Genomic DNA, 26,764 nt, shown 5'->3' with positions numbered 1-26,764 from the left:
TCCCACCCAAGGAGAAAACCATGGCCGAACCCAACAAGAAGCGGCGGCGGGCGCCCCTTGTCACGTCCGCAGACTGCGAAGCACTGCAGGCGGTCTACGCCCTCTCCGCCAACGCCGTTCATCGCATCGACGCCGCCGCGCGGGCGGGCATGATCTGCGAGCTCCTGGCGGGCGCGCACATTAAGCGCGTCGTCCGCGCGATCCGGCTGGCCGTCCGCGGGCAGATGCCGCCGGCCCAGGCCGCGCTCGAAATCGCGCAGTCCGAGTACGAGGCATCCCGCAAGGCCCCGCTGCATGCCCATGACGAGGCCACCAGGCCTGCCGTTCGCGAAGCGGTGCGCCAGAAGCCCGTTCAGCAGCCGCCGTGCCCGCCCCAGCCCTTGCGTCGGCTGCATCTGCCGACGCCCAACCCGGCGTGGCACATGAAGGAGCAGGGCGACGAATACGACCAGGCCATGGAGGAGTACCTGGCCATGGTCCCCGATGGCCCTTTCGAGGACGACGAGCCGGACGACCGCAATGCCGCGTAGCGCCGCTTCCGCCGCGGCCGCCCGAATAGGACGGCCGATCCCGGGCGCGCGTTCGTGCGCGCCCCGACCCGGCCAGCCCGGCTCCTCCATCCCCGGCGCGTCCCCCCGCGCCGCCGTCCCGCCCCTCCCGGAACGCCCGCCATGACCACCGAGAACCCGTCACCCGTGCACGTATTCTGGAACCGGGCGCGCCGCGTCTGGTCCATCCGCAGCGGCCGTTTGGTCGTCGACCGTCGCCCCTCCCTGGCGCTCGCCGGGTGCGTCATGCGCGCGAGCGAGGCCGGCCGCCTCCGTTGCCAGGCGGCGGCGCGTCGCGAGGTCGTCGCGACCATCGTCGGCACCCTGTCCGACGGCGCCCGGCCGGCCGACGCCATCCGCATCGGCTACCGGCCGACCGAGCCTGGCTTCCGGCGCCGCGACACGGACGAGATCGTCACCTCCGCCGACGCCGTCTGGTTCGAGCCGGACGGCACCGCCTGGGCCCTCGCCCCCACCCCTTCCCCGGAGACCCACCAGTGATCACGACCCTCCTCGACCACGTCGCCATCCGCACGGTCGTCATCCCCGTCATCGCCACGGCCTACGCCGCGACCATCCCGCCGAAGGAGAAGCCCTTCCCCTCGACCGGCGACCGCTTCCTCATGTCCGTGCGCGGGCCCGTCGCTGGTGGCCGCGCGGGATTCGCTCGGGTCTACGCCTCCCCCGCGGGCCGGGACCGCTGGACGACGACCGTGACGTGCGGGACCGTCGACGCGCGAGGCCGCGAGCGCATCGAGCTCCAGGCCCCCGGGGAGGCGTGGCGCGACCGGGACGGGCTCGGCGGGACATGGACGCCCCTGGGCGGCGGCGGCCGCTACGGAGAGCGCCAGCTACGCGTCTGGTCCGTCACGCGCCAGGACGGCCTCGACGTGACGGTGGCGATGGCCGGGCCGTGCCCCTCCGGCGCGGGCGACGTCTCTTCGGGCGACTGAGGCCCTCGTGCCCTGGCGCTAGGCACGGGATCCCCGATCATCCCCGGCGGAGGACCTTGGCATGGACAGGACGTTCGCGACGACGCTGGCGCTGTGCGCCCTGGGGCTGGCGGTGACGGGATGGGCCGCCGTGCGACCGAGGCGACGGCGCCGGCGACCGCGGCGAGCCCGATCAGGGCGGCAAGGGGCTTCCGGCGCATCAGTCCGCGTCCCGCTCGGCATGGAGCCGGAACTCGCGCAGACGGTGCCTCAGGGTGCGGTGCAGGCGGGCGTTGGCGCGCTGGTAGTCCTCGGGCTCCCAGCCGGCGTAGAACTCGGTCTCGGTCGCGACCGGGACGAAGAACAGGAGCCGGTCGCCGGAGACCCGCGCCACGGACGCGGTCGCCGTCAGCTCGTGCCCGTCCGGGACGGCCCGGCAGGTTTCGTCGCCGATCTTCACCAGGCTGAAGTAGAGGCGGCTCGCGGGGACCATCAGGCGTCCCCCCGCGGAGGCTGGCAGGCATGGTAGCCCTTGCCGCGGACGACGGCGCGAAGGTCGCCCTCGGCGCGGGCGGTGGCGACGACGCAGTAGACGGCCTTCCGCGAGAGGCCGAGAACGGCGTCGATGGTGGTGGCGGACGCGTCGGGCCGGGACGACCAGGCGTCGAGCACGGCGTCGCGGTGGGGAGCCCGGGGCGCGCCCATTAGTGCACCGCCCCGGCCTTGGGGAGGACGAGGCCCTGCATGGCGAGGATCGGGTCCTACCCGAGGCAATCGCAGAACCAGAACAGGCGCTCGAAGCCCAGCCGGCGCAGGCGGTCCGGGCAGCGGCTCTTGATGTCGCTGAGGTCCCGGCGGAGCTGGCCGATGTTGCCCACGCTGTCGCCGAGGGCCACGCGGACCTGCTCGGTCGTCATCCGGGAGACGATGGGGGCGATGACGTTCGCCATCGCGACCCGCGCGCTCAGGCTCGACGGCGAGCGGCGCTTGCGCGGGTCGTCCAGCCGGTTCGGGGGCGCGCTAACGCCAAGGGCGGCGGTTTGATCTATGCAGGAACGCTGCGCGCGCGACCCGGATTCGCAAAGGGGAGCGCAACAGGATCGTGCGCGACCGCGTCGCTTTGCGCGGTCGAAACCATGCAGACGTCGGAAGGACGGGCTCGCCTAACCTTGGCAGCCCGTCCCCGGGGCGCGTCAGCCTCAGACGCGCGCCGCGGCCTCCCAGGACCACGGGGCGGGCGCCGGCAGGGCCATCAGCCGCACGCGCGCCCCGTCGAGGTCCCTGCTGGGTGGCCCGAGCGCGAGGATCACGAGGCTGTCCGCACGCTCCCGGGCATCGTCGTCGGGCTCGCCGGCGAGCAGTTGCCCGGCCGAGACGAGGGCGCGACGCGAGGCGCCGCCCCGTTCGTCGTCCCAGGCCCCCAGGGCGGCGTACTCGCCTTCGCCGCGCCATCCTTTCAAGATCATGCGCAGGGCAGCATGGCCGGCGGCCGCGGCGGCCGCGGCGGGCGGGGCCGGGAGCGGCGCGTGGTTCTCAGTGAGGTAGGTGACGCGCCCGTAGCGGTACTGCCGGCGACCGTGGGGGTTGGCCGGCTTGGCGCCCCCGTACCAGGCGTCGAGGGCGCGCTTGCGGGCAGCCTGGAGGGCGCGGTGCCGCAGGAGGTCGTCGCTGACGTGGTCGATGACGAGGGGGCGGTTCATGCCTCGCCTCCCGGGAGCAGGTGCCGCAGGAAGTCCGGGACGTCGGCGTAAGCCTCGTCGGAAACGATGACGCCCGCCGGGCCGGTAAGGGCCGAGCGGGCGTCGGTGTCGTCACAATGGGGTGCAATGCTCCGAACAAGGACATCATAGCCCTCGACCGGGCTAGCCACAACAGCACCGGCCCCGACGTCACCGCGAGCGCACGCGTCAATGGACCCGGTCGAACCGTAAGGGTTTTCAGGGCGGGTCTTGGCGGGGCGCGGGGCGGCCTTGTCGAACCCCGTCCGCCTCGACGGCTTGCGGGGACGGCCGGGCTTGGCCTTGGCCGCGGGCTTGCCGATGGCGGCGACCTGCCGGGCTTCGCGCTGCGCCTTCTCGACCTGCGCGACCGACACGCCCTCCTCGGCGGCGACGGCGGCAACGGTCATGCCTGCTGCACGCTTGGCCAAGGCCCGCTGCCCGAGGGCGAGGCGCGCGGCCTGCGTCGCGTCGCGTGGCTTGGCCCCGGCGGCCTTGCGGCGGCCTTGCGACCGCGCCGCCTCCCGCTCCCGCTTGACGCCGTCGGAGAGGAGAACCCGCAGGTCGAGGTCCTTGTCCTTCATCTCGGCCACGGTCACGCCGAGGTCGCCCACGAGGTGCCGCGGGTTCAGCTTGTACCGGGGGTCGCTGACCTTGCCCCCGCCGCGCGGGTCCATGCGTCCTGAGGCGGCGCGCTGGGCCTTGCGGACGGCGGCCTTCGCATATCCCCGGGCCTCCCGCTTGGATAGGCCGCAGAGGGGCGCCAGACGGTCGACCTCCGCTTCGAGCTCGCGGACGGTCATCGTCCATGCGGCCGCCTTGACGAGCGAGAACAGCCACAGGTCGCGCTCGCCGCGGTGCACGGGACGGCCCCGGAAACGGCGCTCAAACAGTCTGGTGAGGTCCCGGTGGACGGCCCGCGCGAACGTCTCGTAGGTCAGCTTCGGGGGAGGCACCACGATCCCAGCGGCCTTCCTGGCGGCCCGCTTCTCCGCCTTGGCGGCGCGCTCGCGGGCCTGGGTCTTCCGGTGCGCGGCGACCTGCTGGGGCGTGTACGGCAGGACCGCCGCCCGCAAGACGTCGAAGGCGTAGCGCTCAAGGTCCCCGAACGTCGTCGGCCAGACGATGCGGGCCGGCACCGAGTTTTTCTCGTTCTGCACCCCCGGGAGCTTGAACGCCATCGTCGGGTTCGAGGCGCCGCGGTCGGGCCCGAAGTCGTCGAACTCGGTCAGGATACGCTTCTGCATGGCTAGCCAGACCGGCAGGGCCGAGGGCGACTGCCGGGTGTGGAGCCAGGACACGAGCAGCCCCTGGCCGCTGGCGAGGACGTAGGACGGCATCGGCCACCCGAGGTCCTCGCACCGCTCCACCACCGCGGCGGCGACCTCCTCCGGCGGGCGCCCGCGCCAGGCCACGCGGTTGTAGTAGTCGAGGTCGACCCAGCAGGCGTTCAGCCCGGCCAGGTTCCAGGTCGCCTTGCACGGGGAGAGCCGGTGCGCGTCCGGGTCCTTCGGGTCGCGCCGGAACGAGTTCATCGTGATGGAGAACGGCTCCAGGACGTCTACGACCCTGCGGAGCTCGTCCCCCGTCGCGCCGCCGTTGGCGGTCTTGTACCCCCGCGTACCGTCCCGCTTCGTGTACGTGTCGCGGTAGGCCATGACGACGACGCCGCGCGTGTCGTGGGGGTGGAGCATGGCCGCGTAGGACGGCCCGCGCATGTTCTCGGTTCTGAGGTCGGCGAGGCCCGGCTCGAACACGGCCGTCGGCTGGCGGCGGTAGCCGAGCGGGCTATCGAACGCGCTGAAACGCCCAGGGCGGGCCGCCTGTGCCCCTTCCGGGGCGAGGATGGTGTCGGACAAGTTCGAAGCATCTCCCGTCTGGAGAGGCTCGCGAGGCACCCCTGCCCACGAACCCCCGGCGCCGCGCAAATCGACCGGCATGGGGATGGTGCAGCTCACGACTGCACAGGTCAAACGGGTGGGACGGCTCGTCCCGTTCTAAGAGGAGGACCCAGAGACTCCCCCTTCGGGGGAGCATAGTTATTGACCCGGTCGAACCGTAAGGGCTCGCGGACGCGGGACGGGATCGTAGGAATTCCGGACGGGCGCAAGGGTTTGACGTGGGACGAGCACGAACCGTGCCCCGGGAAAGGCCATTCGATCCTCGCGACGCACCTGGTGGGATGCATGGTCGAGAAGCAGGATGGTCCCCATGACCGACACCGCCCCTTCCCGCGAGACGTCCGCCGCCGCCCGCCGCCGCATCGCCGCCGCCGACCGTGCCCGCGAGTGGCGCGAGCGGCAGCGCGAGACCGAGGCCGCTCGCGTCGCCGAACTCGACGCCCTAAAGGCCGAGGTCACGTCCCTACGAGCTGAGCGCAACCGGCTGCAGGCCGCCCTCGGGAAGCCGGGCGCCACCGGCATCGACGAAGACCTGGCGCGTGCCTTCGTCCGGATGGGTGGTATCCGCCGGTCCGCGGCCGGCCCGCTCGCTATCGCCAACCCGAAGGTCGACGTAGCCGACGTCATTGCGGTTGCCGGCTACATCCGCTCCGGCGGCCGCCCTGCGGGACAGACGGCCTTCGACGCCGCCCGAAAGCGCGTCCTGGAGCGGCTTGCGCAGTTCCTCCCAAGCCCCGGCGAGGCGTAGGGACATCACCGATGAGAAGTGGCGGATGAAGTTGGGCTTCCTCAAGGAGCCGCCGCCGTTCGCCGAGGTCTTCGTCCTGCCCGGTCCGTCAAGCTCACGGGAGGCGCGATCTCGGAGGAGATGTGCGACCGGCATGAGGAGGCACTGCACGGGAACTCGCAGGCCGCGGTGCGGGGCCTGACCAAGGCCGTTAACGCGTGGGCGCGTGCGATTGACGCCTTCATGGCCGAGCGGATTGACGCCGAGCGCTGGCGGCGCGACCGCTTCCGCAGGCTGATGCGTAGCTAAGGGACCGGACGGCCCCCCCCCGGGGGTGGCGCGTCACCCCAGGGTTGGTGCGCTGCCGTGACGTCCTGAGGTCGCGTGGATCGACGCCGCGCGGTGACGGCGCGACCGTAGCCCGAAAGCCGTCAGGCGAGCTTCGCAGTGGCACCTTCGGAGCGAACCTGTGCGTTGGTGGGGCTACCCGATGAAAGTGCCTTCAGGTTGACCAGGAGGTTCACACGGCATTCCTCGATTGGAACTTGAAGTGCCTCAGCCAGCCTGGTGACCGCGCGCTCGACGTCGGAGGGCCGACGGGGTTGGCCGCCCTCGGCCGTGAAAGGGCCGTCGGTCTCCGTCAACAGCCTGTCGGCCGGAAGGCCCCTAACCAGCTTCCGCCCCCGTTCGGTCGCTAGCATCTCGCTGTTGACCGAGAAGAAGCAGCCGAGGCCGGCGGCCCGTGCGGCCTCGGCCACGGAGCCCGTGAACCAGTGGAGGATGACCGTCCCTTTTGAGGGCGGCAGGTGCTCCTCGACCATTTCGAGCACTTGGCGCGCGGCTCGCACGGAATGGACCGAGAGGATCTTCCCGCCCTCCGAGGCGCATGCCTTCAGGATGCGCCCGAACACGTCCTTCTGCCGGTCGAGGCTGCGGTAGTGGCGGGGGCTTGCGTCGAGCCCGACCTCGCCGACATAGCGGGCCTCGGGCAGGTGGCGTTCCCAGACGTCGATTTCCCGCCACCGCTCCTCTACGAGTTGCGGGTGGAGACCGAGCCCGGCTCGGACGTATCTGGTGGTCGCGGCGAGGTCGCGGTTCCGCCGCCAGGCGGCAGGCGTCGTGGTCACCGCGAGGGTGTAGACGCCCTCGCGGTCGCACTCCGCGACCAACCTCTCGAAGTCCGGGTAGAGGTCCAAGTGGCAGTGGAAGTCGATCAGGCGCCCCGTCACGTTCGTTCCGGCATCGTCGCTAGGAGGTTGTGACGCCCTGCAGCAGGCGACCGACCTCCCTCATACCACGCTCGTAGACGCCGATCAGTCCGTCGAGGTTCGCGACATCCTCGCGCAGCGGCCCCGGCTTATGGACGAGGATGCGGGAAAGCCCCGGGTCGCGGGAAAGCCGGTCGAGTGCGTACTGGTACCCGCGGATCTGCTTTCCATCCTTCTTCTTCGCCGAGAGCGGTTGGGCGGTGAGGTCCTCACAGCGGTATCCAGTCGGGTCGTTCCCGGTGCCAAGGGCCGCCTCGATGGCGGCCCGCCGGATGATGCATGGGACGCAGGTGCCGCAATGGTTCTTGCCATCTCGGTTAAACCGCTTGACCGAGGGATGCGCACACGAGACCGAGAGCGGTATCAGGTCCCGCAGGATGCCAAGCATGGCGCATCCCGCCACCATCTCGCCTTTCGTACAATCCCAATACGGGTTCGTGACGGTGCCCGGGATACCCACGGCACGCAGGAGGTCGTTCCAGCGGCGAAGGTAATACGGGTGCGTCGTCCGCGTGCTGTTGGAGCCTATCCGCGTGGGGTCGAGCGGCACGTTCAGTGCGATCAGTCCGTTCTCCGGGATGCGGATGTCGAATGGCCCCGTGAGCCCGGAGCCCGCGAATGCACCTAGCGCAAGGAACAGGAACGACCGCCCCCTCGTCGAGTCCTCGCTGCCGGCGATCAGCCCACGCTTGAAGGCCAGCGAGTACCGCAGCCCTGTCAGCGGCCCCTTCCGGTTCGTGGGCCGTGCCCCTGCGACGGCGTCCACCATCGCCTGGAACAGCGCTCCCTGTGGGCCACTGACAGCGCCGTCTCCCCGGTGGCTCACGAAGAGCGGGTGGGCATGTCCGGCCAGGGTGTCCAAGGCCCCGATCAGGCTATCGAGGCCGCCCGAGTAAAGGGAGACGCCATCGAAGTCGGGGGCATCGACGTTCGGAAGGGCGGCGGGTGAGACGCTGGCGAACGCTTGCGGCCGGGGACGGAAGCGCGCCTCCCAATGGTCGCCCGTCAGGAAGCGCAGCATCCCCTCCAGCACAGGTGCAGCAGCTTGCCATCGGGCGGGATCGGACACTGGAACCTCCAGCCGCAACTCGCGGGTCCACGCGTCCTGCGCGTTGGCCGCCCGGCTGACGCGGGTGTCGAGGGCGTGAACCAGCACGGCCACCACCATGAGGTCGACCCCGACCTCGGTCGGCCTCACGCGCAATTCCCGCAGGTCGTCGAGGGCTTGGCCAATGCTGTGCTGGAGCTGTCGGTTGCCATTCACCAGATCGAGCCGGGCATGGGCCACGCCGTCCTCGACCGGGGGATCATACTGGTCGGAGGGGCCGAAATGCCCCACGAGCGCGTGTCGCGTCATTCGTCCGCCCCCTCGGCTGCCTCATCGCCCCGGTCGCCGAGAACCTCCGCGGCACGCTCGAAGATGGCGTCGATCTCCGGCCTCAGGTCCGCCTCGCGGAAGTCCCCGCCGAACTCCTCCATCGCCTCGGCGACGCAGCCGCGGACGAAGTCCTTGAGCCCCTTCTCGACGGCGCGGATCTCGTCGGGGTTCGCCGGCAGAGTGATCATGCCCGTGCCGATGGCCGTGACGATGCGCTGGTTGACGGCATTGGCGATGAACTTGCCGACGATGTCCTTGACCGTCTCGGCCGACGGTTTCTCCAAGTCGGGCGGCTGGTCCTGCATGACCTCGTTCACCGCTTCAAGGTAAGCCTCACGGGCGTGGGCGTCGTCCAGGTCACCGTCCGGTGGACAGATGTGGTCGACGAGCGCGGCGTAGATGTCCTGGATCGGGCGGTCGGCCAGATCGCCGAAGTTGAGCGTGCGGACGACCTCGCGGATGCCTCCCGGCGCCGCGGAGGCCCGAGACAGCACGTCGGCCAGGCTGGATACCGCCGAACGCTCCGCCGCCATCCGCCGCGACGTCGAGGTCGCTCCGCCGCCCGTCCGCTTCACGTAGGAGGACACGGCCCTGCCGAGCGCCCGCCGGTCGCTCCCGCCGGATTTCGTGAACCAGGTGAAACTCGACCGCGGGCCGGTGTAGCGAAGGGGTGGGTCCTTACCCTGTTGCGGCTGGCCCGGTCCTGGCTCGCCTGCGCCGGGGGGAGGGCCGCCCGCTCCCGACGGGGCGGGCCCGGCTCCTCCCGCGTCGCTACCGCCGGCGCCTCCCTCGACCCAACTCGGGATCAGGGGATTCCCGTTCTTGCCGCCCCCGAAGGGCGTGGAGGTGCCCACCTCAAGCCCCCCTTCTCGCAGCCCTCGGAGGTGCCAGGGCGGTGGCCGCCGCCCGCTTCAGCCGAAGGTTGCTGGAAGCCGCCCAGCGCGTGAGCAGCGCCCGAAGCCTCTCCTTGACCCGCTCTTCCTTCACCATGGTGTGGCCCGTCGCGGCCCAAAAGCCGAGCTTGTCCACCGGCAGGTCGTTGAGCATCTCGACGTATTGGGCCTGTAGGCCGGCGTGCTCGGTCGTGAGCACGGCGACCCCGTGGAAGGCATCCGGTTTCTGCTCTAGGGAGCTCGATGAGATCACCCGCGCCCTCAGTTCCCTGAAGACCTCGCTGACCTCCGGCGGCGCCAAGGTCCTGACCTCGGCGGCGGCGGACTGCGCGGCCATCTCCCCCGACGAGAGCTTGGCCACGAGCTTGCGCAGCTTCTCCGGAAGAGGGGCCGAGCCGGAGACGAAGTTCTTCCTGTCCTTGATGACGAACAGGTACGGCTTCAGGGAGGTGGCGCCCAGGGCGGGCTTCACCTTCGCCCAACGGATGACCTCGGGGCGCATCTTCCAGTCGGCCACGATCGAGCCGGTCCTGTCGTCGCCCCCGTCTCCACTTGCGCCGGCCGGGGGCCTGGCATCGCCTTCACCGTCCGCGAACGCCTCGATCTCGGCGAGCTCGGGGCAGATGCCGTCGCGGGCATTCGCCGCGGTCGTCGCGATGTGAGAGAACACGGCCTCAGGCAGGTAGAGTTCCGCCAGCATCAGCTTGGCGAGGTGCGACTGGCTGATCGCGTCGCCGAAGTTCCGCGCCCTCGCCACCTCCAGCCGGAGCGTCAACGCGTTCAGGAAGCGCTTGACCTGCCTGGGATTGCCCTTGGTCCCCGCGGATAAGACCGGGCTGATTTGGTCGGCGGTGAGTACGACCTCGGAAACTCGGTCGTAAGTGGCTCCCAGCGCGGTCCTGACGGCCTCCGGCGTGAAGACCTCGGTGTCCCAGGGCTTGGAGAGTGCATCCCGGCCCAGCGCCATCAGGGCGCCGAACTCGCGCGCATTCTCGCCCAGGGTCCCGCCGACTAGGAGAAGCGTCACGTAAATGTGGGTCTCGGTGTCGCCGAGGGCCGGGATCCTGAACGGCACCTGAAGCAGCTTCTCCAGGTAGGCGCGCGAATAGCCGTTGGCGGGTTGGTTGTCGGGCAGGTCGGGGAAGTGCTTGCGGACGGCGTACTCGATCATGCCCTCGTCGGCGCCCACGATGAACGCGGTCTTGTCGAGGAACACGAAGAGCCTGATCGCCTCTAGGGTCTCGATGGCGGTCGCGGGGAGGCACCGGTCGAGGTCGTCCACCAGCACGACCAGCCGCTCGATCCCGGCCTTCGCGATCAGCTTCTTGAAGGACTTCCGGAAGTCGCCGATCTCCTTCGGGACGCTGTAGCCCTTCTCGAACCTCCCTTCGGGTTTCTCCTCGTCGCCACCCTCCTTCCTGAGGTCCTGGATCTCCTTAAGGGCCTGATCGCGCTCCTCGCTGTTCGTTGCCTTCTCCTTCACCCACTCGACCGCCGAGCCCAGCAGCTCGTCGAAGCCGAATGCCGGGATGCCGGTGACAGCGGTGAAGGCCAGGGTGCCCGCCTTCTTCGCGAGCTTGAGCTTGTCGACGCTCTTGAGGGCTTCCTTGACCTCGTCCGTCGCCTTCGACCAGAGGGACCGGTTCTCGATGAGGCCCAGGAGCACCCCTTCGATCAGGGCGATCTTGGCGTCTTCGAAGCCTTGGAACTGCCAGCCGTTGAACTTGAGGCAGAGGACCTTCCCATCCTTCGATAGCCCATCTGCGACCATCTCCAGGACGCTGGACTTGCCGGCACCCCAATCGCCGTGAACGCCCACGGAGATCGCGTGCTCCGACTTCTCGCTGATTAAGCGGACGATGGTCTTGGCGATGGCCTCGTTATTGAGTAGGTCGACCTTGGTTTCGACGTCGCTCAGGTAGCCGAGAGATGGCGTCGATGCTGCCGTCATTGCATCCCCCTCGCTCAGCCTGGGCCTTTTCGGGCGGCCAACAATGGGTGAGCGTGTCGAAGGGTTTAACGACTTATGAAACGTTAAGGTTGCATGTCAAAATCACCTTTTGTTCCGCCTTGGCCGATAGTGGCTCTTGGGTACGGCGAGCGGGGTCTGCTCGGGCGTGCGGACGTGGTGTTCGATGGATGGCCACGTAGTTCATGCAGGTCGCCTCGCCGCTAGGGGAAGCGACACCTTTTACAGGCTTTGCACCCTCGGTCGTGTCAGATGAAGTAGCGGTAGTCGCCCTGGACGTCGAAACCTTGGGGGACGTGCTTGAGGATGCGCCCGACCCGCCGGGCAGCCTGCAGGGTTATGGGAGAAGCACCGTCGAACTGGGTCGAGTTCCAGTTCATCTTGGTCAGGGCCAGAGTCTCGGCGGCAAGATCGTGGCTGCTGGTGTCGTTCAGGTGCGGCCGGAGCATCAGCGGCCTGGGGACACGCATGCCTGGATAGGTCTTATCTTGAGCAGGCGCACATCGAGCAGGCCAATTAGCGCTTCTCCAAGGCTGACCTTGCTGCCAACGAGCAAGAGGCGAACGAGCATCTCCGCGACGACACCCTTGCTCATGCCAACCTGATAGAGGCCAAGGCCGCTGCGCACCAGGCCGAGGTCGACCACCTCAGGGCCGGCGCGCAGGCGGCCGCCCCGGAACCGGTCTCTGCGCCCGCGCCGCGCGATCCGCCAACCACGGAGGCCGCCTTCATGTAGAAGTCACACCTTAGTTCGTTCGGCTTCGCGCCATGAGCGGACATCAACTCGATACCCGGAACCGGACATTCAGCTTCGCGCCCACCCCGGTCTTAAAACCGCATCCTCACAATGCCTGAAAGCAGACATACGAGCTTGCAATCGATTGTTCAGCAACAGCAACGCTCCGAGTAGCGCTGCAGAGGTGTAAGGCCTCCCGACATCCACAACCATCGACGACCGTTGCGACTCTGTGTGGACATGCATCGATGTGCTATGGAGTGCGGGGAGGATGACACATCAGGATGCGGTCCATCGGTGAGCACCTCGTCGAAGCGTGGCCGCGCCTGTTCCGCTACGCGCTGACGCTGACGCGGGAGCCCGACGCCGCGCGCGACCTGATGCAGCAGAGCGCCCTCAAGGCGCTCTCGACGGGGACGACGCCGAGCGAACCGCGGGCGGCCCGCGCCTACCTGTTCCGGATCGTGCGCCACGCCTGGATCGATCGGCTCCGCCGGAACCGGACCCGCCGCGAGGACGATCTCGTGGATTGGCCCGACGAAGGGTTCGACGACCGCCTGATTGAGGCCATCGCCGTGCGCCAGGCTTTCGCCACCCTCGATGCACCCTGCCGAAAGGTCGTGACCTGCGTGGACGTCGAAGGCCTGAGCTACCGGGAGACCGCCAAACGGCTCGGCATTCCCGTCGGCACGGTCATGAGCCGTCTGCACAGGGCGAGGCGGATCATGCTGCACCGGATCGCCGAGCCGTCCGATGGGAGCGAGGGGCCGTGATGCGCTGGGAGACCCTCAATGCCTACGTCGATGGGGAACTTGATGCGAAGGACCGGCGCGCGGTCGCGGAGACGCTGGCCCGCGATCCGGTCCTGGCCGCGCGGGTCGCGACCCTGACCCGGCTGAAGCAGGGGGTGAAACGGGAGGTGAAGGCTGCGGTCGTGCCGCCCCCGCGCGCGCCGATGGCCCGCGCCTCCCTCGGATGGGCGTGCGCCGCGGCCCTGGTCGTCCTCGTCGGCACCGGCTGGCTGGCCCCGTCGTCTCGCCCGCCGGCCGACGCCGCGCGCGCGGCCTTCATGGCCTGGAGTGCGGCGGGCGCACCCGCGAACGCCATGCAGCCCGCGGGCGGCCTGAACGGCTTCCCCCTCGATCTCGGGGCGGCGGGCTTCCGCTTGGTCTACCTGTCCGAGGGTGACGGTTCGGCTGGCCGGCTTGCCGGTTACGAGGGGCGTCACGGCTGCCGGCTCGCCGTCTGGAGCAGGCCGTCGCGCGGGCAGGCCGGACTCGAGATCGCGCAAGGGGACCGCGACCTGCGTGTGGCGCGCTGGGACAGCAAGGGGCGCCGCTACGTCCTCCTGTCCGAGACGGTGCCGGCCGAGCGCTTCGCCTTGCTGGCCGAGGCGGCCGTGCTCCTCACCGAACCGACCAAGACGGACCGCCTGCGGCTCGCCCTGGACCGGGCCACCGGCCTCTCTGAACGCCCCTGCACCGGCTGACCGGCGCGGGCCGCGGAATTTATTTCGACCCGCCGCGAATAGACCGGGGGCGACGTGCGTCTCCTCCTCCGCACGTCGCGGGCCCGGTCGCCGGAGTCACGCGCGAAACCGGGGAGGAATCGGATGCTCGACAGACGCGATCTCATCAGGCGGGCGGGTCTCACCGCCCTGGCGGGCCTCGGCGGCGGCAGCTTCGCGTCGTTGCGGGCACTCGCGGGCGACACCACCACGCTGCCCTTCGGCAACGGCGAGCGGCCCCTGGTGGCCTATCCGGGCAAGCGCCCGCTGCTCCAGATGACCGCGCGCCCGCCGCAACTGGAGACCCCGTTCTCGGTGTTCGACGAGGGCGCCATCACGCCCAACGACGCGTTCTTCGTGCGCTACCACCTCGCCGACATCCCGACCGAGATCGACCCCGAGACCTACCGGGTCGCGATCAAGGGCCATGTCGAGAAGGAGGTCTCGCTCTCGCTCGCCGACCTGAAGGCGATGCCGACGACCGAGATCGTCGCGGTCAATCAGTGCTCGGGCAACTCTCGCGGCTTCTTCGAACCGCGCATGGCCGGCGGGCAGCTCGCCAACGGGGCGATGGGCTGCGCCCGATGGACCGGCGTGCCGCTGAAGGCGGTGCTCGACAAGGCCGGGGTGAAGGCGGGCGCCGTCGAGGTCGCCTTCACCGGCCTTGACGGCCCGGTGATCCCGGAGACGCCGGACTTCGCCAAGTCGCTCAAGCTCGACCACGCCCGCGACGGGCAGGTGATGCTCGCCTGGGGCATGAACGGGCAGGATCTGCCCTGGCTCAACGGCTATCCCCTGCGCCTCGTCGTGCCAGGATTCTACGGCACCTACTGGGTCAAGCACCTGGAGAGCATCAGCGTGCTCGACAAACCCTTCGACGGCTTCTGGATGCAGAAGGCCTATCGCATCCCCGACAACGACTGCGCCTGCACGCAACCCGGCAAGGCGGCGGACAAGACCGTGCCGATCAACCGCTTCACCGTGCGCTCCTTTCTCACCAACCTGACCGACGGGGCGGACGTGAAGGCCGGGCGCACGCCCTTGCGCGGCATCGCCTTCGATGGTGGCTCGGGAATCAAGTCGGTGGCGGTCTCGACCGACGACGGCAAGACCTGGGCGGAAGCGCGGCTCGGGCAGGATCTCGGCCCCTACGCCTTCCGGCCCTGGACCCTCGACGCGGAGCTGTCGCAGGGGGCGCACGCGATCCGGGTGCGGGCAACCGCCAACGACGGGGCGAGCCAGCCGATGGAGCCGCGCTGGAACCCGGCCGGGTACCTGCGCAACGTGGTCGAGACCACCCGCGTGCGCGCGGCCTGAGGGAGTGACGACGATGACCCGCACCACCCTCGCCCTGACGGCGGCGCTTGCCCTCGCCACCGGCGCGGCCCTCGCCGCCCCGAAATCCTACGCGGTGCCGGAGCCGACCGCGGAGCTGCGGGCGCCGAAGGCCGGCACGCACGCGGAGGGCTTCGAGGCGGCCCAGGCGAACTGCCTCGTCTGCCATTCGGTGGACTACATCGCGATGCAGCCGCCCGGCAAAGGCGCGGCCTTCTGGGAGTCCGAGGTGACCAAGATGGTCAAGGTCTACCACGCGCCGATCGACGCGGCGCAGGCCAAGGCCATCGCCGCCTACCTCGCCGACACCTACTGAGGCGCGGCTGGAAACATGGGGCGGTCCGGCGACCGCCCCCCTCGTCCCGTCAGCGCGGTGCCTGCGTCTGGACCGTCGCGCCGGTCTCGCCGGGCTTGCCCTCGACGATGACGAGGCTTCGCCGCGCGGCCTCGTTCGCGTTCTGCGTCACCTGCCGGATCGGGCCCACGGCGTTGACGATGGCCGCGCCCACCGGGTTCGTCATGAAGGCGGCCAGCGGCTCCAGCGGCCCGGCGCCCTTCGGATCGGCCGAGAGGGCCAGCACGTAGGGCTTCTTCGGCGTGAGGCCCGTCACCGCCGCCTGCAGGGTCTGCAACACGCCCTGGTCGAACAGCGTGACCTGCGTGGCCGCCTTGCCATCCGGCCCGGCCAGCGTCAGCGTGCTCGACTGGCCCGCCGCGCCCAGCGGCTGGAGGTTCGGCGCACCCGCTCCCTCCGACACCGCGTCCGGGACGTAGGCCACCCCCTGCGGCCCCTGGCCGATCGGGATGGTGGCGATCACCGCGTTGCTGCCGGTGTCGATCACCGCGACCGCGTCGGCATTCTCCAGGCCGACATAGATCCGCGAACCATCGCCCGAGGGCCAGAGGCCGTGCGGGAGCGCGCCGGTGGGAATCGTCGCGACCTGCGAGAAGTCGTCGGTGCGGAACACCTTCACTTGGTTCAGGCCGCCGATCGTCACGTAGGCGAACTGCCCGGCCTTCGTGCGCGCGATGTTGACGTGGTTGGTGATCGGTCCGGTCTCGATGGTCTTGAGCGCCTTGAACGGCGGCGTGGCCTCGAACACCTGGACGCGGCCGACGTCCTTGAGGGTGAACCACACCTGCTTGCCGTCGGGCGTCGCCGCGATGTCGGGGCAGAACGGGCTCTCCTGCTTGATCCGCCCGACGATCTCGCGGCTCTTCACGTCGATGGCGACCGTCTCGGGGCTGAAGCTGGAGCAGACGTAGCCGTAACGCCCGTCGGGCGAGAAGATCGTCATGCCGGGCCCGTTTGGCACCGTGATCCGGCCCGTCTCCTTGCCGGTCCCCGCGTCGAGGATCGCGACGTAGTCCTCGCCGCGCACGCTGACCCAGACCTCGCGCCCATCCGGCGTGAAGAACGCCTCGTGCGGCGAGCGGCCGACATAGGTTGTGCGGCGCACAGTGTTGGTGGCGGTGTCGATGAAGCTGACCGAGTTCGAGCCGATCGAGACGGCGAGCAGGGTCTTGCGGTCGGGCGAGAAGCCCATGCCGTGGACCAGGAGCTGGCCGCGATAGAGCGGGCTCAGGTTCGCGGGCGTCGTGTCGCCGAGACGGATCACGCCTAGGAGCGTATTGGCGGCTGGGTCGATCACCGAGACCGTGTTGGAGAACTGGTCCGAGGTGTAGAACCGGTCGCGGGGGCCGACCGGCACGTCCGGCGCCGAGGCGGGCCCCGGCGCCTGGCCCGCAAGCGCGGTCCCGCCGAGGAGGGCGAGCAGCAGGGTCGCCGGAATGAGGTGTCGCATCATGAAGGTCTCTTCGCGCTGATGGTCGGGACGGGGGACGGCGATCCGCTCAGTGGTGGTGGCGGGCCGGCGGCTGCGTCGGTGGGGTCTGCGCGACCGGTCGCTCGGCGAGGGCGCGGCGCATGACCTCGATCTCCTGCGCCTGCTCGACGACGATGCCCTGCGCGAGCCGACGCAGGACCGGGTCGCGGCCGTATGCGAGTTCGGCCTTCGCCATCTCGATCGCGCCCTGATGGTGCGGGATCATCATGGCGGCGAAATCCCGGTCGGGGTCGCCGGACGGCGACACCGCCATGTCCGCGTGCATCCGCGCCATCGATTGGGCCATCATCGCATCGAAGCCGCCGGGGGCGGTCTCCGCATGCCCGGCGCGCATCATCATGCCGCCGCCCAGGACACCCCCGGCCATGAACAAGGTGATGAGGATCGCCGTCGGTGCTCCGCGCATGGTCTCTCCCGCAGTGTCGAGGTCACGCGGGGAGAGATGCCGGCCGGGCCGGGATATTTCACGCCGCTCCCGGCCAATCGGTCACGGATGCGTGATCAACTCACCGGGGCGAGGTTTGGAATAGTTCGGGCAATTCCGGCATCTCTGTTCCGAACGGCGGCACGGGCATCGCCGTAGCCGCGATCCGGAGACCACCCTTGGACGACCTCGCCGTCCTGATCGAACCGCAGATTCCGGCCCTGCGGCGCTACGCGACCGCGCTGCTGCGGCAGCGCGAAGCAGCCGACGACCTCGTCCAGGACACGCTGGAACGGGCGATCCGCGCCTGGCCGCAGCGCCGCGAGGGCGATCTGCGGGCGTGGCTGTTCGCGATCCTGCGCAACCGCTACCTCGAAGGCGTGCGCCGCCGCCGGGGCATCGAGGTCGGCCCGGAGGCGCTGATGGAGATCGCGGAGGCCGGGGTCGATCCCGAGGCGGCCGTGGGCGCGCGGGACGTGCTCGACGGGATCGCCGCGCTTCCCGAGGAGCAGCGGTCCGTCCTGCTCCTCGTCGCGGTCGAGGACATGTCCTATGCCGAGGTCGCCGCCGTGCTCGCGATCCCCGTCGGCACGGTGATGTCGCGCCTCAGCCGGGCGCGCGGCCGGTTGCGCGCCTTCCTCGACCGGGCTCCCACGATCGTCACCGGGCATCTGCGGAGGGTGAAATGACCGCGTCCGACCCGCGTCCCGTCGGCGAGGACGACCTGCACGCCTTTGTGGACGGACGGCTCGATCCGGGCCGCCGCGCCCGCGTCGAGGCGTGGCTCGCCGCGCATCCGGAGGCAGCCGCCCGGGTCGCCGCCGACCGGGAGGTGCGGGAACGCCTGCGGGCGCGCCTCGCGCCCGTGGCGGACGAGCCGATCCCCGCCCGCCTGCGCATCGCGAACCTCGCAGGCTCGCGCCGGATGCGCCTCCCGCGTCGGTGGCCGAGCGCGGCGGCGGCGGCGCTCCTGCTCGCCCTCGGCGGCGCGGCCGGGTGGGCCGGGCGCGGCGCCGTGCCGGGCCCGGGCGCCCACGCCGAACCGATGACGCAGGCGGCCGTCTCCGCCTTCCGCACCTACGTGGTCGAGGCCGCCCATCCGGTCGAGGTCCGCGCCGACGGCTCGACCGACCTCGTGCGATGGCTCAGCGCGCGCCTGGGCCGGCCCGTCACCGTGCCGGACCTGCGGGCGCAGGGATTCCGGCTCATGGGCGGGCGCCTGCTCCCCGCCGGAGACGAGCCGGCGGCGATGCTGATGTACGACGACGACCGGGGCACCCGCCTGACCCTGTACAGCCGGGCCGGGCCGACCGGCGGGCGCGGCGTGTTCCGCTACGCCCGCGCCGACGACGTGGCCGCCTTCTCGTGGATCGATGCCGGGATGTCCTACGTGGTGACGGCCCGCACGGACGAGGCGCGGCTGCTCCGGGTCGCCGAGGCGGTCGATGCGCAGGTCTCGGGCAAGCGCGAAGTCGCGCGGTGATGCTCGTATCCGAACCCTGCCGGACCACGCCGGCCAAGGCCCCCGCCGAGCACGAGACGCCATGACCCTCGACCAGTTGCGCATCTTCGTGGCGGTTGCCGAGCGCCAGCACGTCACGCGGGCGGCCGAGGCGCTGAACCTCGTCCAGTCGGCGGTCAGCGCCGCCATCAGCGCACTGGAGACTCGGCACGCCGTCAAGTTGTTCCACCGGGTCGGCCGGGGCATCGAACTGACCGAAGCGGGCGGCGTCTTTCTCAGCGAGGCTCGCGCGGTGCTCGCCCGCGCCCAGGCGGCCGAACAGGTGCTCGCGGACCTCAGCGGCTTGCGGCGCGGCACGCTGTCCATCCAGGCGAGCCAGACCATCGCCAGCCACTGGCTCCCCCGGCACCTCGTCGCCTTTCGGGCGGCCTATCCCGACATCGTCCTGCGGCTCGGCATCGGCAACACCGCCGAAGCCGCCGAGGCGGTCCGAGCCGGGACGGCGGAACTCGCCTTCGTGGAGGGCCCGATCGAGGACGGCAGCCTCGCGAGCACTCCGGTCGCCGAGGACCGGCTGATCCTCGTCATCGCGCCTGATCACCCGTTGGCCGCACGCGCGCGGTCGGGACGATCCGACCTCGCTTCAGTCTCCTGGGTGCTGCGCGAACCCGGATCGGGCACGCGCTCCGCCTTCGAGGCGGCGATCGTCGCGCTGGGCATCGCACCGGACGCACTCACGGTTGCCCTCGAACTGCCGTCGAACGAGGCTGTCCTCGCCGCCGTCGTGGCGGGGGCCGGGGCGAGCGTTCTATCCGAAGCGGTGGTCGGACCCTCTCTGCGAACCGGAGCGCTCGTCGCCGTGCCCTTCGCTCTGCCGACGCGAACCTTCCGGGTCCTGCGCCACAAGGAGCGCTACCGCAGTCGCGCCGCCGACGCCTTGCTCGACCTGATCCGTGCCGCCCCCTGACGGGGGGCGGCCCTTCAGGCGACCTCGACCCACACACGGTGCCAGGAGGCGCTGAGGTAGCCCTTGAAGTTCCACGTCTCGTCCGGCCGCGCCGGCTGGGTCTGCCCGGCGCTGTCCCAGGCGCGCACCACGAGGTCGCGCTCGCCGGACGGAAGGTCCAGCACGATCTCCCAGAACGTCCAGGCGAAGGGAGCGCCGGCCTCGTGTTCCAGCGTAGCTTGATGCCAGGACCGACCGCCATCGCCCGAGACATCGACGCGCACGATCGCCCGATCTCCCGCGATGGCGTACCCGCGAATGGTGGTCTCGCCCGCCTTGAGCCGGGCTCCGCGCGCGGGCTCGCAGATCGCGGCGTTGAGCGGCATCGTTTCGATGGTGTGGCCTTTCGCGGGATTGGCGGTCTCGGCCGTCACGTCCGGCGGGAACAGCTTGTAGTCGTCGGCTTGCATCGGGTTGGTCGAGGGATGGTCCTGCACCGTGATGCGCTTCAGCCATTTCGGGCTGCGCACGCCCGCGAAGCCCGGCACGACGGCCCGCACGGGGAAGCCGTGCTCGGGCAACAGCGATGCCCCGTTCATCGCGAAGGCCAGCAGTGTCTCGCCGGCGACCGCCTTGGCGAGCGGGATCGAGACGCCGTAGGGCCGTCCCTCCACCACATCTTGGCTCTCGAAGGCCACATGGAGGTCCGAGTGGAGGTTCGCTCCTGGCGCTACGCCCGCCGCACGCAGGACGTCGCCGAGGCGGACGCCGGTCCAGTCCGCCGTCCCGATGGCGCCGCCGTCCCAAGGATCGCCCGAGACTGGGGCGACCGCCCGCATATCGGCGCGGCGGTTGCCGGCGCACTGCATCGTGGCCGTGACGGTCGCCTCGGGAAAACGCGCGCGCAGATCCGCCAGCGACAGATCGAGGGGACCGACATGCGCGCCATCGACGGACAGGCGCCATGCGGCGGCGTCGATCTCCGGCAGGTCGCCGTGGGAGCGGACGTAGAAGTCTTCCGCAGGGGTCCGGTAACGGGCCCGCAGGCGGGTCAGCGGTGGCTCGGCATTGTAGGGGCGCTCCCCATGAACGATCAGGCGCGCCATACGCTCGGTCAAGCTCGACATGGGTGTCTCTATCGCAGAAGGTCGGACTCCAACGCGCTCATACGCGCCGGGTGGCAGGCCTATTTCAGGCGATGCCGAGCAGGCGGATCAGCCCGAGGCTCACGGCCGTCAGGGCGGCGAGCGAAGCGACTACCGCCAGGGTGACGCGTGGTCCCGCCTTGGCGACGCTGCGCACGTCGACGCCGAGGCCGAGGGCCGCCATCGACACGATGGTCAGCGCGTTCGCCGCCGCGGCCATGGGGTGCAAAGCCGCTTCGGGAACGAGCTCCGCGGAGCGAAGACCCGTCAAGGCCAGGAAGGCGAGGATGAACCACGGCACCAGCCGGTGCAGCGGCATCCGGCCCGAGGCGGGGCGCTCGCCGGCCGTGCGGTGCGGTACGGTCACGCCCGTCCCCGCGCGCAGCCAGCTAATCCCGAGCGAGAGAGCCAGGACCACTGGCCCAAGCATCAGCACGCGGACCAGCTTGACCAGGGTGCCGACTTGGACGCTGAGGGCGGCCACCGGGGCGGTTGCGGCGAGAACCTGCGGCACGGCGTAGACCGTGAGCCCCGCGAGCACACCGTACTGCATCGGTGAGAGTCCGAGCAGCGGCACGAGCAGCGGCAACCCGAGAACGACGAGAACGCCGAGCACGGCGGTGAAGGCGATGGAAGAGGCGACGTCCTCGCCGTCCGCGTCGATCACCGGGGCCGCCGCCGCGATCGCCGAGTTTCCACAGATCGAGTTGCCGCAGGCGACGAGGATGGCCAGGCGCGGGGTCAACCCGAGAACTCGGCCGATGCCGTAGCTCGCCGCAATGGCGAGGGCCACCACCACCGCGATGCCGACGAGGAGCCCCGGCCCGGCCGCGAGCAGCGTCCCGAGGCTGAGCGAGGCGCCGAGCAGGACGACGGCGATTTCCAGGACGGTCTTGGCGCCGAACGCGATACCGCGAGCGAAGCGCCGACCAGGGTTCCAGGCCGTGCGGACGGCCGTGCCCAGCACGATGGAGAGGACCAGAGCCTCCAGCCACGCACGGCCGAAGATATGCTTCTCGACCATCTCCAGCCCGAGGGCGGCGCCCGTCACCGCGAGGCAAAGGCTCAGGCCGGGCAGGATGGAAGACAGGGCAAGAGCGCGTGATCGGAGAAAGGCTGCTGCGGGCATGGTGCGTGCACCTCGCGGACTGGATCTGCCACGACCATGACCGCGTCCATTCGTTCGATCCAACGGAACGTATCGATCATTTTGATCACGCGATGCGATGATTTGGCTGGGGACGACGAACGTCGTGCTTTGGCTTGAAGCCAGTCTTGTCGATTGGGCAACCCGAGTTTGCGGCTTCGCTGATATCAGGGAACGTTGTAGATTACCGCTGACTAGGTTTCTTGAGACAGAAACCGTTGAGGTCAGAGGCGGGCCGTCAGGTTGGTGAACGGGCGGATCAATCGGATGCCTGAGTGACGGCACGGTCGATGTTCACCCTCTCCGCCCAGTCCTTGGCCTCGGACTGACCTTGGAGGTCGATGAGACGAGCGCCGCTGACATCGACGTTCTTGAAGTCCGCGCCCGTGACCGTAGCACCGGTCAAATTGGCCCCGGACAAGTCTGAGCCCATCAGCACCACGCCAGTGAGATCGGCATCCTTAAGATTCGCATACTCCAGGCGTGACCGGCCGAGGTTGGCTCCCTTGAGGTTCGCGCCCGACAGGTTCACCGAGGTGAACACCGCCCGCATCAGACCCATGGACTGATTCTTGATGTTGGCTCCGCCCTTGAGATCGACCAGCGTGGCGCTGCTCATGTTGGCGCCCTTGAAATCGCCGATGGGCATGGACCGGCTGAGGTCGGCCCCGCTGAGGTTGGCCTCCCGCGCAGTGATGCCGAACATTTTCGCGTCCGCGAGCTTGGCCCCGGAAAGGTCTGCCTTCAGGAGCCATGCCTGTTCGAGGTTTGCGCCGCTGAGGTCGGCGCCGCGTAGATTGGCCTTGTTCAGGCGCGCAGTTCGTAAGTTGACGCCCCGGAGATTCAACCCGGAGAGATCGAGGCCCGACAGCGCCTTGTCGTGCAGGTCGATGGGCTTACCGTCCGCGGCCTGGATCATCGCCTCTACGTCGGCGCGGCTCATCTCGGCCTTCGTCATGGCAGGCGAGGACATGTCGGCTCCGAGCAGCAGATCTTGTTCGGCCGCGGCGGGGCCGGCAGCGAAGACGGCGAGCATGAAGCTGAGGGCTAAGCGGCGCATCGGTTTACTCCCGGCGGGCGCCACGCATGGCGGGCACCCTTATCGTGTTCGTTGTGTCGCGATGCTATGCCGGGCCGCTGCACCCGGTCGGTGACCCAGGTCACACAAATCCGGCGCGGCGGGAGGAAAACGCAACGCGCGCCGGACGATCAACCCGTCGTCATGGCCGGGGGACCACGCCAGCCATGACGGATGCCCAAAAGGTCGAGCGGTGGATCGACCGGTTTCCGCTTCTTCAAGCTCTCAGCCCGGCGCATCTTCAGATCGCTCGGGGAACCGTGCATTTCCCGGTGCTGGATGCAGGCGCCATCGCCTACGAACTAAATGGCGAGTGTGCCAACTACCTGATGTGCCTGGAGGGACGCACGCGGATCTTCCGGATGTCGGAGGGCGGACGCGAGGTGCTGATCTACAAGGTTGGCCCGGGCGGCACCTGCCCCCTCACCACTCAGTGTCTCCTGTCCGGCGGCACCTTTCCGGCGCAGAGCGTGGCCGAGGAGCGGACCGAACTCGCGGCCCTGCCGGTCGGCACGTTCCAGCACCTGATCGGCGACAGCGCGGCGTTCCGCAGATTCGTCATGGATGACTACACGCGATTGATGTCCGGCCTGTTCACGCTGATCGACGAGGTCGCGTTCGCACCGCTGAAGCAGCGCCTCGCGCAACGCCTCCTCGCTGAAGCCGATCCGCGGGGCGTCGCCGCGGTGACCCATCAAAAGCTCGCGGACGATGTCGGAAGCGTGCGCGAGGTGGTGAGCCGCATTCTGGCACAATGGGCCGAGGCGGGCCTGATCGAACTTCGTCGAGGCGCGGTCGAGATTGTTGACCGGACCCGCTTGGAGGCCGCCGGGCGGCGGTGACTGGCGGCGTGCTGGTGTCCATTTTTGAGGCCGACGCCAATCGAGCTTTACGACTGGGTTGGTTCGGTAGGGCCTTGTCTGCTCTTTTTGGCAAGCCCTCCCCAGAGCAGACAGGCCACTACTGGCCAGAAGTTGCCGAACCGGGTCCATTGAACTGCCTGGAAGCGGACATTCCGACCGTCTGCAATGGGTCAGGAGTTCGCACGCCGTTTGTTCGGCTGTGCGCCACTTCCGGACCTTCTGTCACAGCCGCTGGAATAGCCGCTCTTCGCTCGCAAGCGGTCGCTGCGCGGAGTGGTCGAGCTGGGAGGCTACATGATCTTGAGATCGAAGCCACACGCGTCCAGGCTCGCCGCTGGAAGGTCGAGAAGCAGCTCGACCTTCCGGGCTGCGAAGTTTTTGGGACCGTGTCATGCAGGAGATAGCCGAGCTCATCGCCGAGCGCGGCCCCTTCATGCCCGACGAGATCCTGCCAGAGCTCAGAGCCGTGACGCTGCGCGGCGTCACTTTGCACAAGGAGCCGCTTACCCCCGGGACCCTCAAGAAGAGATGGACGTGCGGGTGTCGTTCGGGCGCTACTTCGAGCCTTGCGAAGAGCGACGCTACGCCCGCTGGGCCGGATGACGCGCGCGGGTGCTCGGCCAGGGTGCCAAGCGCCTCGTGTCGGTCGTCGCCCTGGCCGATGGGTACCAAGCCGTACTGGCAGTAAGTGGCGAGCCATGTAGTATCCCGGAGCCGTCCCGCAGGAAGGCAGTAACACCCCCGCGGTTCGCCTATGTCGTGTCGCCACCAGTCCGATAGCCCGCCCACGCCGAGTTTCCGGGAAGCGCCCTGCTCGACCCGCAAGTGGCGGCGTCGAACCTGCACGCCGCCGGCGGCTTGCAACGACAACGAGGGTGGTGCCTGGGTCCGGGCTCGCGCGATCTTCGCAGCCGTGCTCGGTGGCCTTCTTTTCATCGGCGCGGCGCTCGGTGTCCTCGACCTCTAACGATCATCCGCGGCATCCCGCTGCCCCGGTCGGGAATCGGACGTACCCGCCGCATTGCGCTGCAGCGAACACTTGGGTTATGGTTCCCCCACAAGACCGGACCCGGTGAAAGCCCGGGTGGCTCTTCCGGCCGCCAATCCGCCGGATAACGCAAATCGTGGTGCCTGAGTCGCGGACCTCCGAGGAGGCCGACCGGCCCTGTTGCGCGCCCCATGCGACGTACCGAACGCGCCTGGGACAAGGAAAGCCTTTCACAACAATGGATCTCGTCCACCTACGGAGCGAGTGGGCTCCGAACGTCACGCGCGAGTTGCTGGCTGGCGCCGTCGTGGCCCTCGCCCTCATCCCCGAGGCCATCGCCTTCTCCATCATCGCCGGCGTCGACCCGAAGGTCGGCCTCTATGCCTCGTTCTGCATCGCCGTCGTCACCGCCTTCGCGGGCGGGCGGCCCGCCATGATCTCCGCCGCAACAGGCGCCATGGCGCTCCTGATGGTGGGCCTCGTGAAGGACCATGGCGTCGGCTATCTGTTCGCCGCCACCATCCTCACCGGCCTCCTCCAGATCGCCGCCGGCGCGCTCAGGCTCGGCAACCTGATGCGCTTCGTCTCGCGCTCGGTCGTGACCGGGTTCGTGAACGCCCTGGCCATCCTGATCTTCCTGGCGCAGATGCCGGAACTCATCGGCCAAAGCACCACCGTCTACCTGATAACGGCGGTCGGCCTCGGCATCATCTACGGCCTGCCGTACCTCACCAAGGCGGTACCCTCGCCGCTGGTCACCATCGTCCTACTGACCGGCGTCTCGATATACCTCGGCCTCGGCATCCACAAAGTCGGCGACATGGGCGCGCTCCCGAGCGAATTGCCCTGGGTGGCCCTGCCGCAGGTGTCGTTCACCTGGGAGACTCTGCGCATCATCCTGCCGGTGTCGCTGACACTCACCATGGTTGGCCTGCTGGAAAGCCTGATGACTGCGGCCATCGTCGACGAGATGACCGACACGACCTCGAACAAGAACCGCGAGTGCGCCGGCCAGGGCGTCGCCAACATCGCCTCCGGGTTCCTCGGCGGCATGGCCGGCTGCGCCATGATCGGCCAGTCGGTAATCAATGTCTCCTCCGGCGGCCGGGGGCGGCTCTCGACCCTGTTCTCCGGCGTGTTCCTGCTGTTCCTGATCGTCGTACTCGGCCCCTACGTGGCGCAGATTCCGATGGCGGCGCTGGTCGCGGTCATGATCATGGTCTCGATCAACACCTTCCAGTGGAAGTCCTTCCACACGCTGGTGACCCATCCGAAGTCGTCGAGCTTCGTCATGCTCGGCACCGTCGTGGTCGTCGTGGCCACCCACGACCTCGCCAAGGGCGTGCTGTTCGGGGTGATCCTCAGCGGCCTGTTCTTCGCTCACAAGGTCACCAAGTTCTTCGGCGTCGCGTCCTTGCGCGACGAGGCCCGTGCGGTTCGCACCTACAAGGTGACCGGCCAGATCTTCTTCGCCACCGCCGAGGCGTTCCACTCCGCCTTCGACTTCCGCGAGGAGGATCTCCGGGGCGTCGTGCTCGACCTCACGGCCGCGCACTTCTGGGACGTCACCAGCGTCAACGCCCTCGACCGGGTCGTACTCAAGTTCCGGCACCACGGCATCCCGGTCGAGGTCATCGGCATGAACGAGGCCACGGCCACGATGGTCGAACGGCTCGGCACCCATGACAAGCCGGGGGCTGCATTGGTCGCACCCGGCCACTGACCGGGGAAGAGGCATGGGCGCAGGCGGGGACACGTGCCCGTGCCGCCCGACCCAAGGCCTTTAGGCTTGGCCTGCCGCCGGTTACACGACACGCCGGCGAATTTTGGCGCCTCCCCTGGGGATCCGGTGCGGGACGGGTTGTCCCTGTCCGGCTTGGATGCGATAGCCCGCGCAGGGTGCGCGGTCCGTCGGTCGGACCGGCAGGACGAGCGCTGGTCGGGCCGCCAGC

Annotated in this window: 29 protein-coding genes and 1 other annotated feature; of the genes, 13 read left to right on the top strand and 16 right to left on the bottom strand. The window is 69.5% G+C overall.

Annotated elements, in window-relative coordinates; all coding sequences use genetic code 11:
- Positions 1-20: 20 nt before the first annotated feature.
- From HNR51_RS20450 to HNR51_RS20440, 3 genes are all read left to right on the top strand, one after another.
- A complete protein-coding gene (locus HNR51_RS20450) occupies positions 21-530 on the top strand; it encodes a hypothetical protein (protein WP_108939645.1) in 510 nt (169 codons plus the stop codon).
- 141 nt (positions 531-671) lie between these two features.
- Positions 672-1,049, top strand: coding sequence for a L5-gp82 domain-containing phage-derived protein (locus HNR51_RS20445; protein ID WP_108939644.1), 378 nt, complete (start codon positions 672-674; stop codon positions 1,047-1,049).
- Complete coding sequence (locus HNR51_RS20440) at positions 1,046-1,501, top strand: hypothetical protein (protein WP_108939643.1); 456 nt, start codon at positions 1,046-1,048, stop codon at positions 1,499-1,501. The genes HNR51_RS20445 and HNR51_RS20440 overlap by 4 nt, the downstream gene beginning before the upstream one ends.
- A 199-nt stretch (positions 1,502-1,700) precedes the next feature.
- Here HNR51_RS20440 and HNR51_RS20435 read toward each other — a convergent pair whose 3' ends face one another.
- The 5 genes from HNR51_RS20435 to HNR51_RS20415 form a co-directional block, all read right to left on the bottom strand.
- The gene (locus tag HNR51_RS20435) at positions 1,701-1,973 is read right to left on the bottom strand and encodes a hypothetical protein (protein WP_108939642.1); all 273 of its coding nucleotides are present in this window, start codon (positions 1,971-1,973) and stop codon (positions 1,701-1,703) included.
- Positions 1,973-2,185: a hypothetical protein gene (locus tag HNR51_RS20430; protein WP_108939641.1), complete on the bottom strand. Its 213-nt coding sequence runs from the start codon at positions 2,183-2,185 to the stop codon at positions 1,973-1,975. The genes HNR51_RS20435 and HNR51_RS20430 overlap by 1 nt, the downstream gene beginning before the upstream one ends.
- 56 nt (positions 2,186-2,241) lie before the next feature.
- Positions 2,242-2,430 carry a hypothetical protein gene (locus HNR51_RS20425; protein WP_108939640.1) on the bottom strand — a complete coding sequence of 63 codons (189 nt, stop codon included), beginning with the start codon at positions 2,428-2,430 and terminating at the stop codon, positions 2,242-2,244.
- Positions 2,431-2,679: 249 nt separating this feature from the next.
- The gene (locus HNR51_RS20420; RefSeq protein WP_108939639.1) at positions 2,680-3,180 is read right to left on the bottom strand and encodes a hypothetical protein; all 501 of its coding nucleotides are present in this window, start codon (positions 3,178-3,180) and stop codon (positions 2,680-2,682) included.
- Positions 3,177-5,057, bottom strand: coding sequence for a hypothetical protein (locus tag HNR51_RS20415; protein ID WP_108939638.1), 1,881 nt, complete (start codon positions 5,055-5,057; stop codon positions 3,177-3,179). Before HNR51_RS20415 ends, HNR51_RS20420 begins: the two co-directional genes overlap by 4 nt.
- 352 nt (positions 5,058-5,409) lie before the next feature.
- Here HNR51_RS20415 and HNR51_RS20410 point away from each other — a divergent pair, with 352 nt between their 5' ends.
- Positions 5,410-5,847 (top strand): hypothetical protein, encoded by a 438-nt coding sequence (locus tag HNR51_RS20410; protein ID WP_162940501.1) that lies wholly within the window; start codon positions 5,410-5,412, stop codon positions 5,845-5,847.
- A 410-nt stretch (positions 5,848-6,257) separates the two neighbouring features.
- Here the strand turns inward: HNR51_RS20410 and qatD are convergent, their stop codons facing one another.
- The 6 genes from qatD to HNR51_RS20380 all read right to left on the bottom strand — a co-directional run bounded on the left by qatD (position 6,258) and on the right by HNR51_RS20380 (position 11,980).
- Positions 6,258-7,055, bottom strand: a complete 798-nt coding sequence (qatD, locus tag HNR51_RS20405; protein WP_108939636.1) for a Qat anti-phage system TatD family nuclease QatD — start codon at positions 7,053-7,055, stop codon at positions 6,258-6,260.
- 19 nt (positions 7,056-7,074) lie between these two features.
- Positions 7,075-8,451, bottom strand: a complete 1,377-nt coding sequence (gene qatC / locus HNR51_RS20400; RefSeq protein ID WP_108939635.1) for a Qat anti-phage system QueC-like protein QatC — start codon at positions 8,449-8,451, stop codon at positions 7,075-7,077.
- Positions 8,448-9,059, bottom strand: a complete 612-nt coding sequence (gene qatB / locus HNR51_RS20395; protein ID WP_162940499.1) for a Qat anti-phage system associated protein QatB — start codon at positions 9,057-9,059, stop codon at positions 8,448-8,450. Before qatB ends, qatC begins: the two co-directional genes overlap by 4 nt.
- 268 nt (positions 9,060-9,327) lie before the next feature.
- Positions 9,328-11,316, bottom strand: coding sequence for a Qat anti-phage system ATPase QatA (gene qatA, locus HNR51_RS20390; protein WP_108939633.1), 1,989 nt, complete (start codon positions 11,314-11,316; stop codon positions 9,328-9,330).
- Positions 11,317-11,582: 266 nt separating this feature from the next.
- Positions 11,583-11,804, bottom strand: coding sequence for a hypothetical protein (locus HNR51_RS20385; protein WP_182556145.1), 222 nt, complete (start codon positions 11,802-11,804; stop codon positions 11,583-11,585).
- Positions 11,783-11,980 carry a hypothetical protein gene (locus tag HNR51_RS20380; RefSeq protein ID WP_162940498.1) on the bottom strand — a complete coding sequence of 66 codons (198 nt, stop codon included), beginning with the start codon at positions 11,978-11,980 and terminating at the stop codon, positions 11,783-11,785. The genes HNR51_RS20385 and HNR51_RS20380 overlap by 22 nt, the downstream gene beginning before the upstream one ends.
- 374 nt (positions 11,981-12,354) lie before the next feature.
- Between HNR51_RS20380 and HNR51_RS20375 the strand changes: the two genes are divergently transcribed.
- From HNR51_RS20375 to sorB, 4 genes are all read left to right on the top strand, one after another.
- Positions 12,355-12,843, top strand: a complete 489-nt coding sequence (locus HNR51_RS20375; RefSeq protein WP_091950927.1) for an RNA polymerase sigma factor — start codon at positions 12,355-12,357, stop codon at positions 12,841-12,843.
- A complete protein-coding gene (locus HNR51_RS20370; RefSeq protein WP_091950929.1) occupies positions 12,843-13,559 on the top strand; it encodes an anti-sigma factor family protein in 717 nt (238 codons plus the stop codon). Before HNR51_RS20375 ends, HNR51_RS20370 begins: the two co-directional genes overlap by 1 nt.
- A 123-nt stretch (positions 13,560-13,682) precedes the next feature.
- Entirely contained in the window at positions 13,683-14,894 is a 1,212-nt protein-coding gene (sorA, locus tag HNR51_RS20365; RefSeq protein WP_108939631.1) for a SorA family sulfite dehydrogenase catalytic subunit, read from the top strand.
- A 13-nt stretch (positions 14,895-14,907) separates the two neighbouring features.
- Positions 14,908-15,228 (top strand): SorB family sulfite dehydrogenase c-type cytochrome subunit, encoded by a 321-nt coding sequence (gene sorB, locus HNR51_RS20360; protein ID WP_174804894.1) that lies wholly within the window; start codon positions 14,908-14,910, stop codon positions 15,226-15,228.
- A 49-nt stretch (positions 15,229-15,277) separates the two neighbouring features.
- Here the strand turns inward: sorB and HNR51_RS20355 are convergent, their stop codons facing one another.
- Both HNR51_RS20355 and copM read right to left on the bottom strand, forming a co-directional pair.
- Positions 15,278-16,717, bottom strand: a complete 1,440-nt coding sequence (locus HNR51_RS20355) for a YncE family protein (RefSeq protein ID WP_108942867.1) — start codon at positions 16,715-16,717, stop codon at positions 15,278-15,280.
- Between the two features lie 49 nt (positions 16,718-16,766).
- Positions 16,767-17,165 (bottom strand): CopM family metallochaperone, encoded by a 399-nt coding sequence (gene copM, locus HNR51_RS20350; protein ID WP_091950935.1) that lies wholly within the window; start codon positions 17,163-17,165, stop codon positions 16,767-16,769.
- A gap of 197 nt (positions 17,166-17,362) precedes the next feature.
- Here copM and HNR51_RS20345 point away from each other — a divergent pair, with 197 nt between their 5' ends.
- From HNR51_RS20345 to HNR51_RS20335, 3 genes are all read left to right on the top strand, one after another.
- A complete protein-coding gene (locus HNR51_RS20345; protein ID WP_108939630.1) occupies positions 17,363-17,872 on the top strand; it encodes a sigma-70 family RNA polymerase sigma factor in 510 nt (169 codons plus the stop codon).
- Positions 17,869-18,666, top strand: a complete 798-nt coding sequence (locus HNR51_RS20340) for an anti-sigma factor family protein (protein ID WP_091950940.1) — start codon at positions 17,869-17,871, stop codon at positions 18,664-18,666. The genes HNR51_RS20345 and HNR51_RS20340 overlap by 4 nt, the downstream gene beginning before the upstream one ends.
- Positions 18,667-18,727: 61 nt before the next feature.
- Entirely contained in the window at positions 18,728-19,612 is an 885-nt protein-coding gene (locus HNR51_RS20335; protein WP_091950942.1) for a LysR substrate-binding domain-containing protein, read from the top strand.
- Between the two features lie 14 nt (positions 19,613-19,626).
- Here HNR51_RS20335 and HNR51_RS20330 read toward each other — a convergent pair whose 3' ends face one another.
- From HNR51_RS20330 to HNR51_RS20320, 3 genes are all read right to left on the bottom strand, one after another.
- Positions 19,627-20,718 carry a molybdopterin-dependent oxidoreductase gene (locus HNR51_RS20330; RefSeq protein WP_091950944.1) on the bottom strand — a complete coding sequence of 364 codons (1,092 nt, stop codon included), beginning with the start codon at positions 20,716-20,718 and terminating at the stop codon, positions 19,627-19,629.
- 64 nt (positions 20,719-20,782) lie between these two features.
- Positions 20,783-21,865 carry a YeiH family protein gene (locus HNR51_RS20325; RefSeq protein WP_091950946.1) on the bottom strand — a complete coding sequence of 361 codons (1,083 nt, stop codon included), beginning with the start codon at positions 21,863-21,865 and terminating at the stop codon, positions 20,783-20,785.
- Between the two features lie 277 nt (positions 21,866-22,142).
- The gene (locus HNR51_RS20320; protein ID WP_091950948.1) at positions 22,143-22,943 is read right to left on the bottom strand and encodes a pentapeptide repeat-containing protein; all 801 of its coding nucleotides are present in this window, start codon (positions 22,941-22,943) and stop codon (positions 22,143-22,145) included.
- 185 nt (positions 22,944-23,128) lie between these two features.
- Here HNR51_RS20320 and HNR51_RS20315 point away from each other — a divergent pair, with 185 nt between their 5' ends.
- Positions 23,129-23,803: a Crp/Fnr family transcriptional regulator gene (locus tag HNR51_RS20315; RefSeq protein ID WP_091950950.1), complete on the top strand. Its 675-nt coding sequence runs from the start codon at positions 23,129-23,131 to the stop codon at positions 23,801-23,803.
- Positions 23,804-24,886: 1,083 nt separating this feature from the next.
- Positions 24,887-24,942: a sequence feature (sul1 is cis-regulatory element that is thought to sense ions involved in sulfur or methionine metabolism; They are found in Alphaproteobacteria), on the top strand.
- A gap of 108 nt (positions 24,943-25,050) precedes the next feature.
- On the top strand, positions 25,051-26,535 hold the full coding sequence (locus tag HNR51_RS20310) for a SulP family inorganic anion transporter (RefSeq protein ID WP_108939628.1): 1,485 nt from the start codon (positions 25,051-25,053) through the stop codon (positions 26,533-26,535).
- The last annotated feature ends 229 nt before the right edge of the window (positions 26,536-26,764 follow it).

It is taken from the genome of Methylorubrum thiocyanatum, assembly GCA_014138645.1.
GTDB lineage: Bacteria > Pseudomonadota > Alphaproteobacteria > Rhizobiales > Beijerinckiaceae > Methylobacterium > Methylobacterium thiocyanatum.
This window is presented reverse-complemented; position numbering and strand designations above follow the sequence as displayed.

What these genes read in the sequence shown, in the direction of transcription:
- HNR51_RS20425 (WP_108939640.1), bottom strand. Translation starts at nt 2,430, where the DNA reads ATGGCGAACGTCATCGCCCCCATCGTCTCCCGGATGACGACCGAGCAG.
- HNR51_RS20435 (WP_108939642.1), bottom strand. Translation starts at nt 1,973, where the DNA reads ATGGTCCCCGCGAGCCGCCTCTACTTCAGCCTGGTGAAGATCGGCGAC.
- HNR51_RS20335 (WP_091950942.1), top strand. Translation starts at nt 18,728, where the DNA reads ATGACCCTCGACCAGTTGCGCATCTTCGTGGCGGTTGCCGAGCGCCAG.
- HNR51_RS20375 (WP_091950927.1), top strand. Translation starts at nt 12,355, where the DNA reads ATGCGGTCCATCGGTGAGCACCTCGTCGAAGCGTGGCCGCGCCTGTTC.
- HNR51_RS20325 (WP_091950946.1), bottom strand. Translation starts at nt 21,865, where the DNA reads ATGCCCGCAGCAGCCTTTCTCCGATCACGCGCTCTTGCCCTGTCTTCC.
- HNR51_RS20430 (WP_108939641.1), bottom strand. Translation starts at nt 2,185, where the DNA reads ATGGGCGCGCCCCGGGCTCCCCACCGCGACGCCGTGCTCGACGCCTGG.
- qatA (WP_108939633.1), bottom strand. Translation starts at nt 11,316, where the DNA reads ATGACGGCAGCATCGACGCCATCTCTCGGCTACCTGAGCGACGTCGAA.
- HNR51_RS20410 (WP_162940501.1), top strand. Translation starts at nt 5,410, where the DNA reads ATGACCGACACCGCCCCTTCCCGCGAGACGTCCGCCGCCGCCCGCCGC.
- sorB (WP_174804894.1), top strand. Translation starts at nt 14,908, where the DNA reads ATGACCCGCACCACCCTCGCCCTGACGGCGGCGCTTGCCCTCGCCACC.
- HNR51_RS20315 (WP_091950950.1), top strand. Translation starts at nt 23,129, where the DNA reads ATGACGGATGCCCAAAAGGTCGAGCGGTGGATCGACCGGTTTCCGCTT.
- HNR51_RS20445 (WP_108939644.1), top strand. Translation starts at nt 672, where the DNA reads ATGACCACCGAGAACCCGTCACCCGTGCACGTATTCTGGAACCGGGCG.
- HNR51_RS20330 (WP_091950944.1), bottom strand. Translation starts at nt 20,718, where the DNA reads ATGTCGAGCTTGACCGAGCGTATGGCGCGCCTGATCGTTCATGGGGAG.
- copM (WP_091950935.1), bottom strand. Translation starts at nt 17,165, where the DNA reads ATGCGCGGAGCACCGACGGCGATCCTCATCACCTTGTTCATGGCCGGG.
- HNR51_RS20385 (WP_182556145.1), bottom strand. Translation starts at nt 11,804, where the DNA reads ATGCGTGTCCCCAGGCCGCTGATGCTCCGGCCGCACCTGAACGACACC.
- HNR51_RS20420 (WP_108939639.1), bottom strand. Translation starts at nt 3,180, where the DNA reads ATGAACCGCCCCCTCGTCATCGACCACGTCAGCGACGACCTCCTGCGG.
- HNR51_RS20310 (WP_108939628.1), top strand. Translation starts at nt 25,051, where the DNA reads ATGGATCTCGTCCACCTACGGAGCGAGTGGGCTCCGAACGTCACGCGC.
- HNR51_RS20370 (WP_091950929.1), top strand. Translation starts at nt 12,843, where the DNA reads ATGCGCTGGGAGACCCTCAATGCCTACGTCGATGGGGAACTTGATGCG.
- HNR51_RS20355 (WP_108942867.1), bottom strand. Translation starts at nt 16,717, where the DNA reads ATGCGACACCTCATTCCGGCGACCCTGCTGCTCGCCCTCCTCGGCGGG.
- HNR51_RS20450 (WP_108939645.1), top strand. Translation starts at nt 21, where the DNA reads ATGGCCGAACCCAACAAGAAGCGGCGGCGGGCGCCCCTTGTCACGTCC.
- HNR51_RS20340 (WP_091950940.1), top strand. Translation starts at nt 17,869, where the DNA reads ATGACCGCGTCCGACCCGCGTCCCGTCGGCGAGGACGACCTGCACGCC.
- HNR51_RS20320 (WP_091950948.1), bottom strand. Translation starts at nt 22,943, where the DNA reads ATGCGCCGCTTAGCCCTCAGCTTCATGCTCGCCGTCTTCGCTGCCGGC.
- qatC (WP_108939635.1), bottom strand. Translation starts at nt 8,451, where the DNA reads ATGACGCGACACGCGCTCGTGGGGCATTTCGGCCCCTCCGACCAGTAT.
- sorA (WP_108939631.1), top strand. Translation starts at nt 13,683, where the DNA reads ATGCTCGACAGACGCGATCTCATCAGGCGGGCGGGTCTCACCGCCCTG.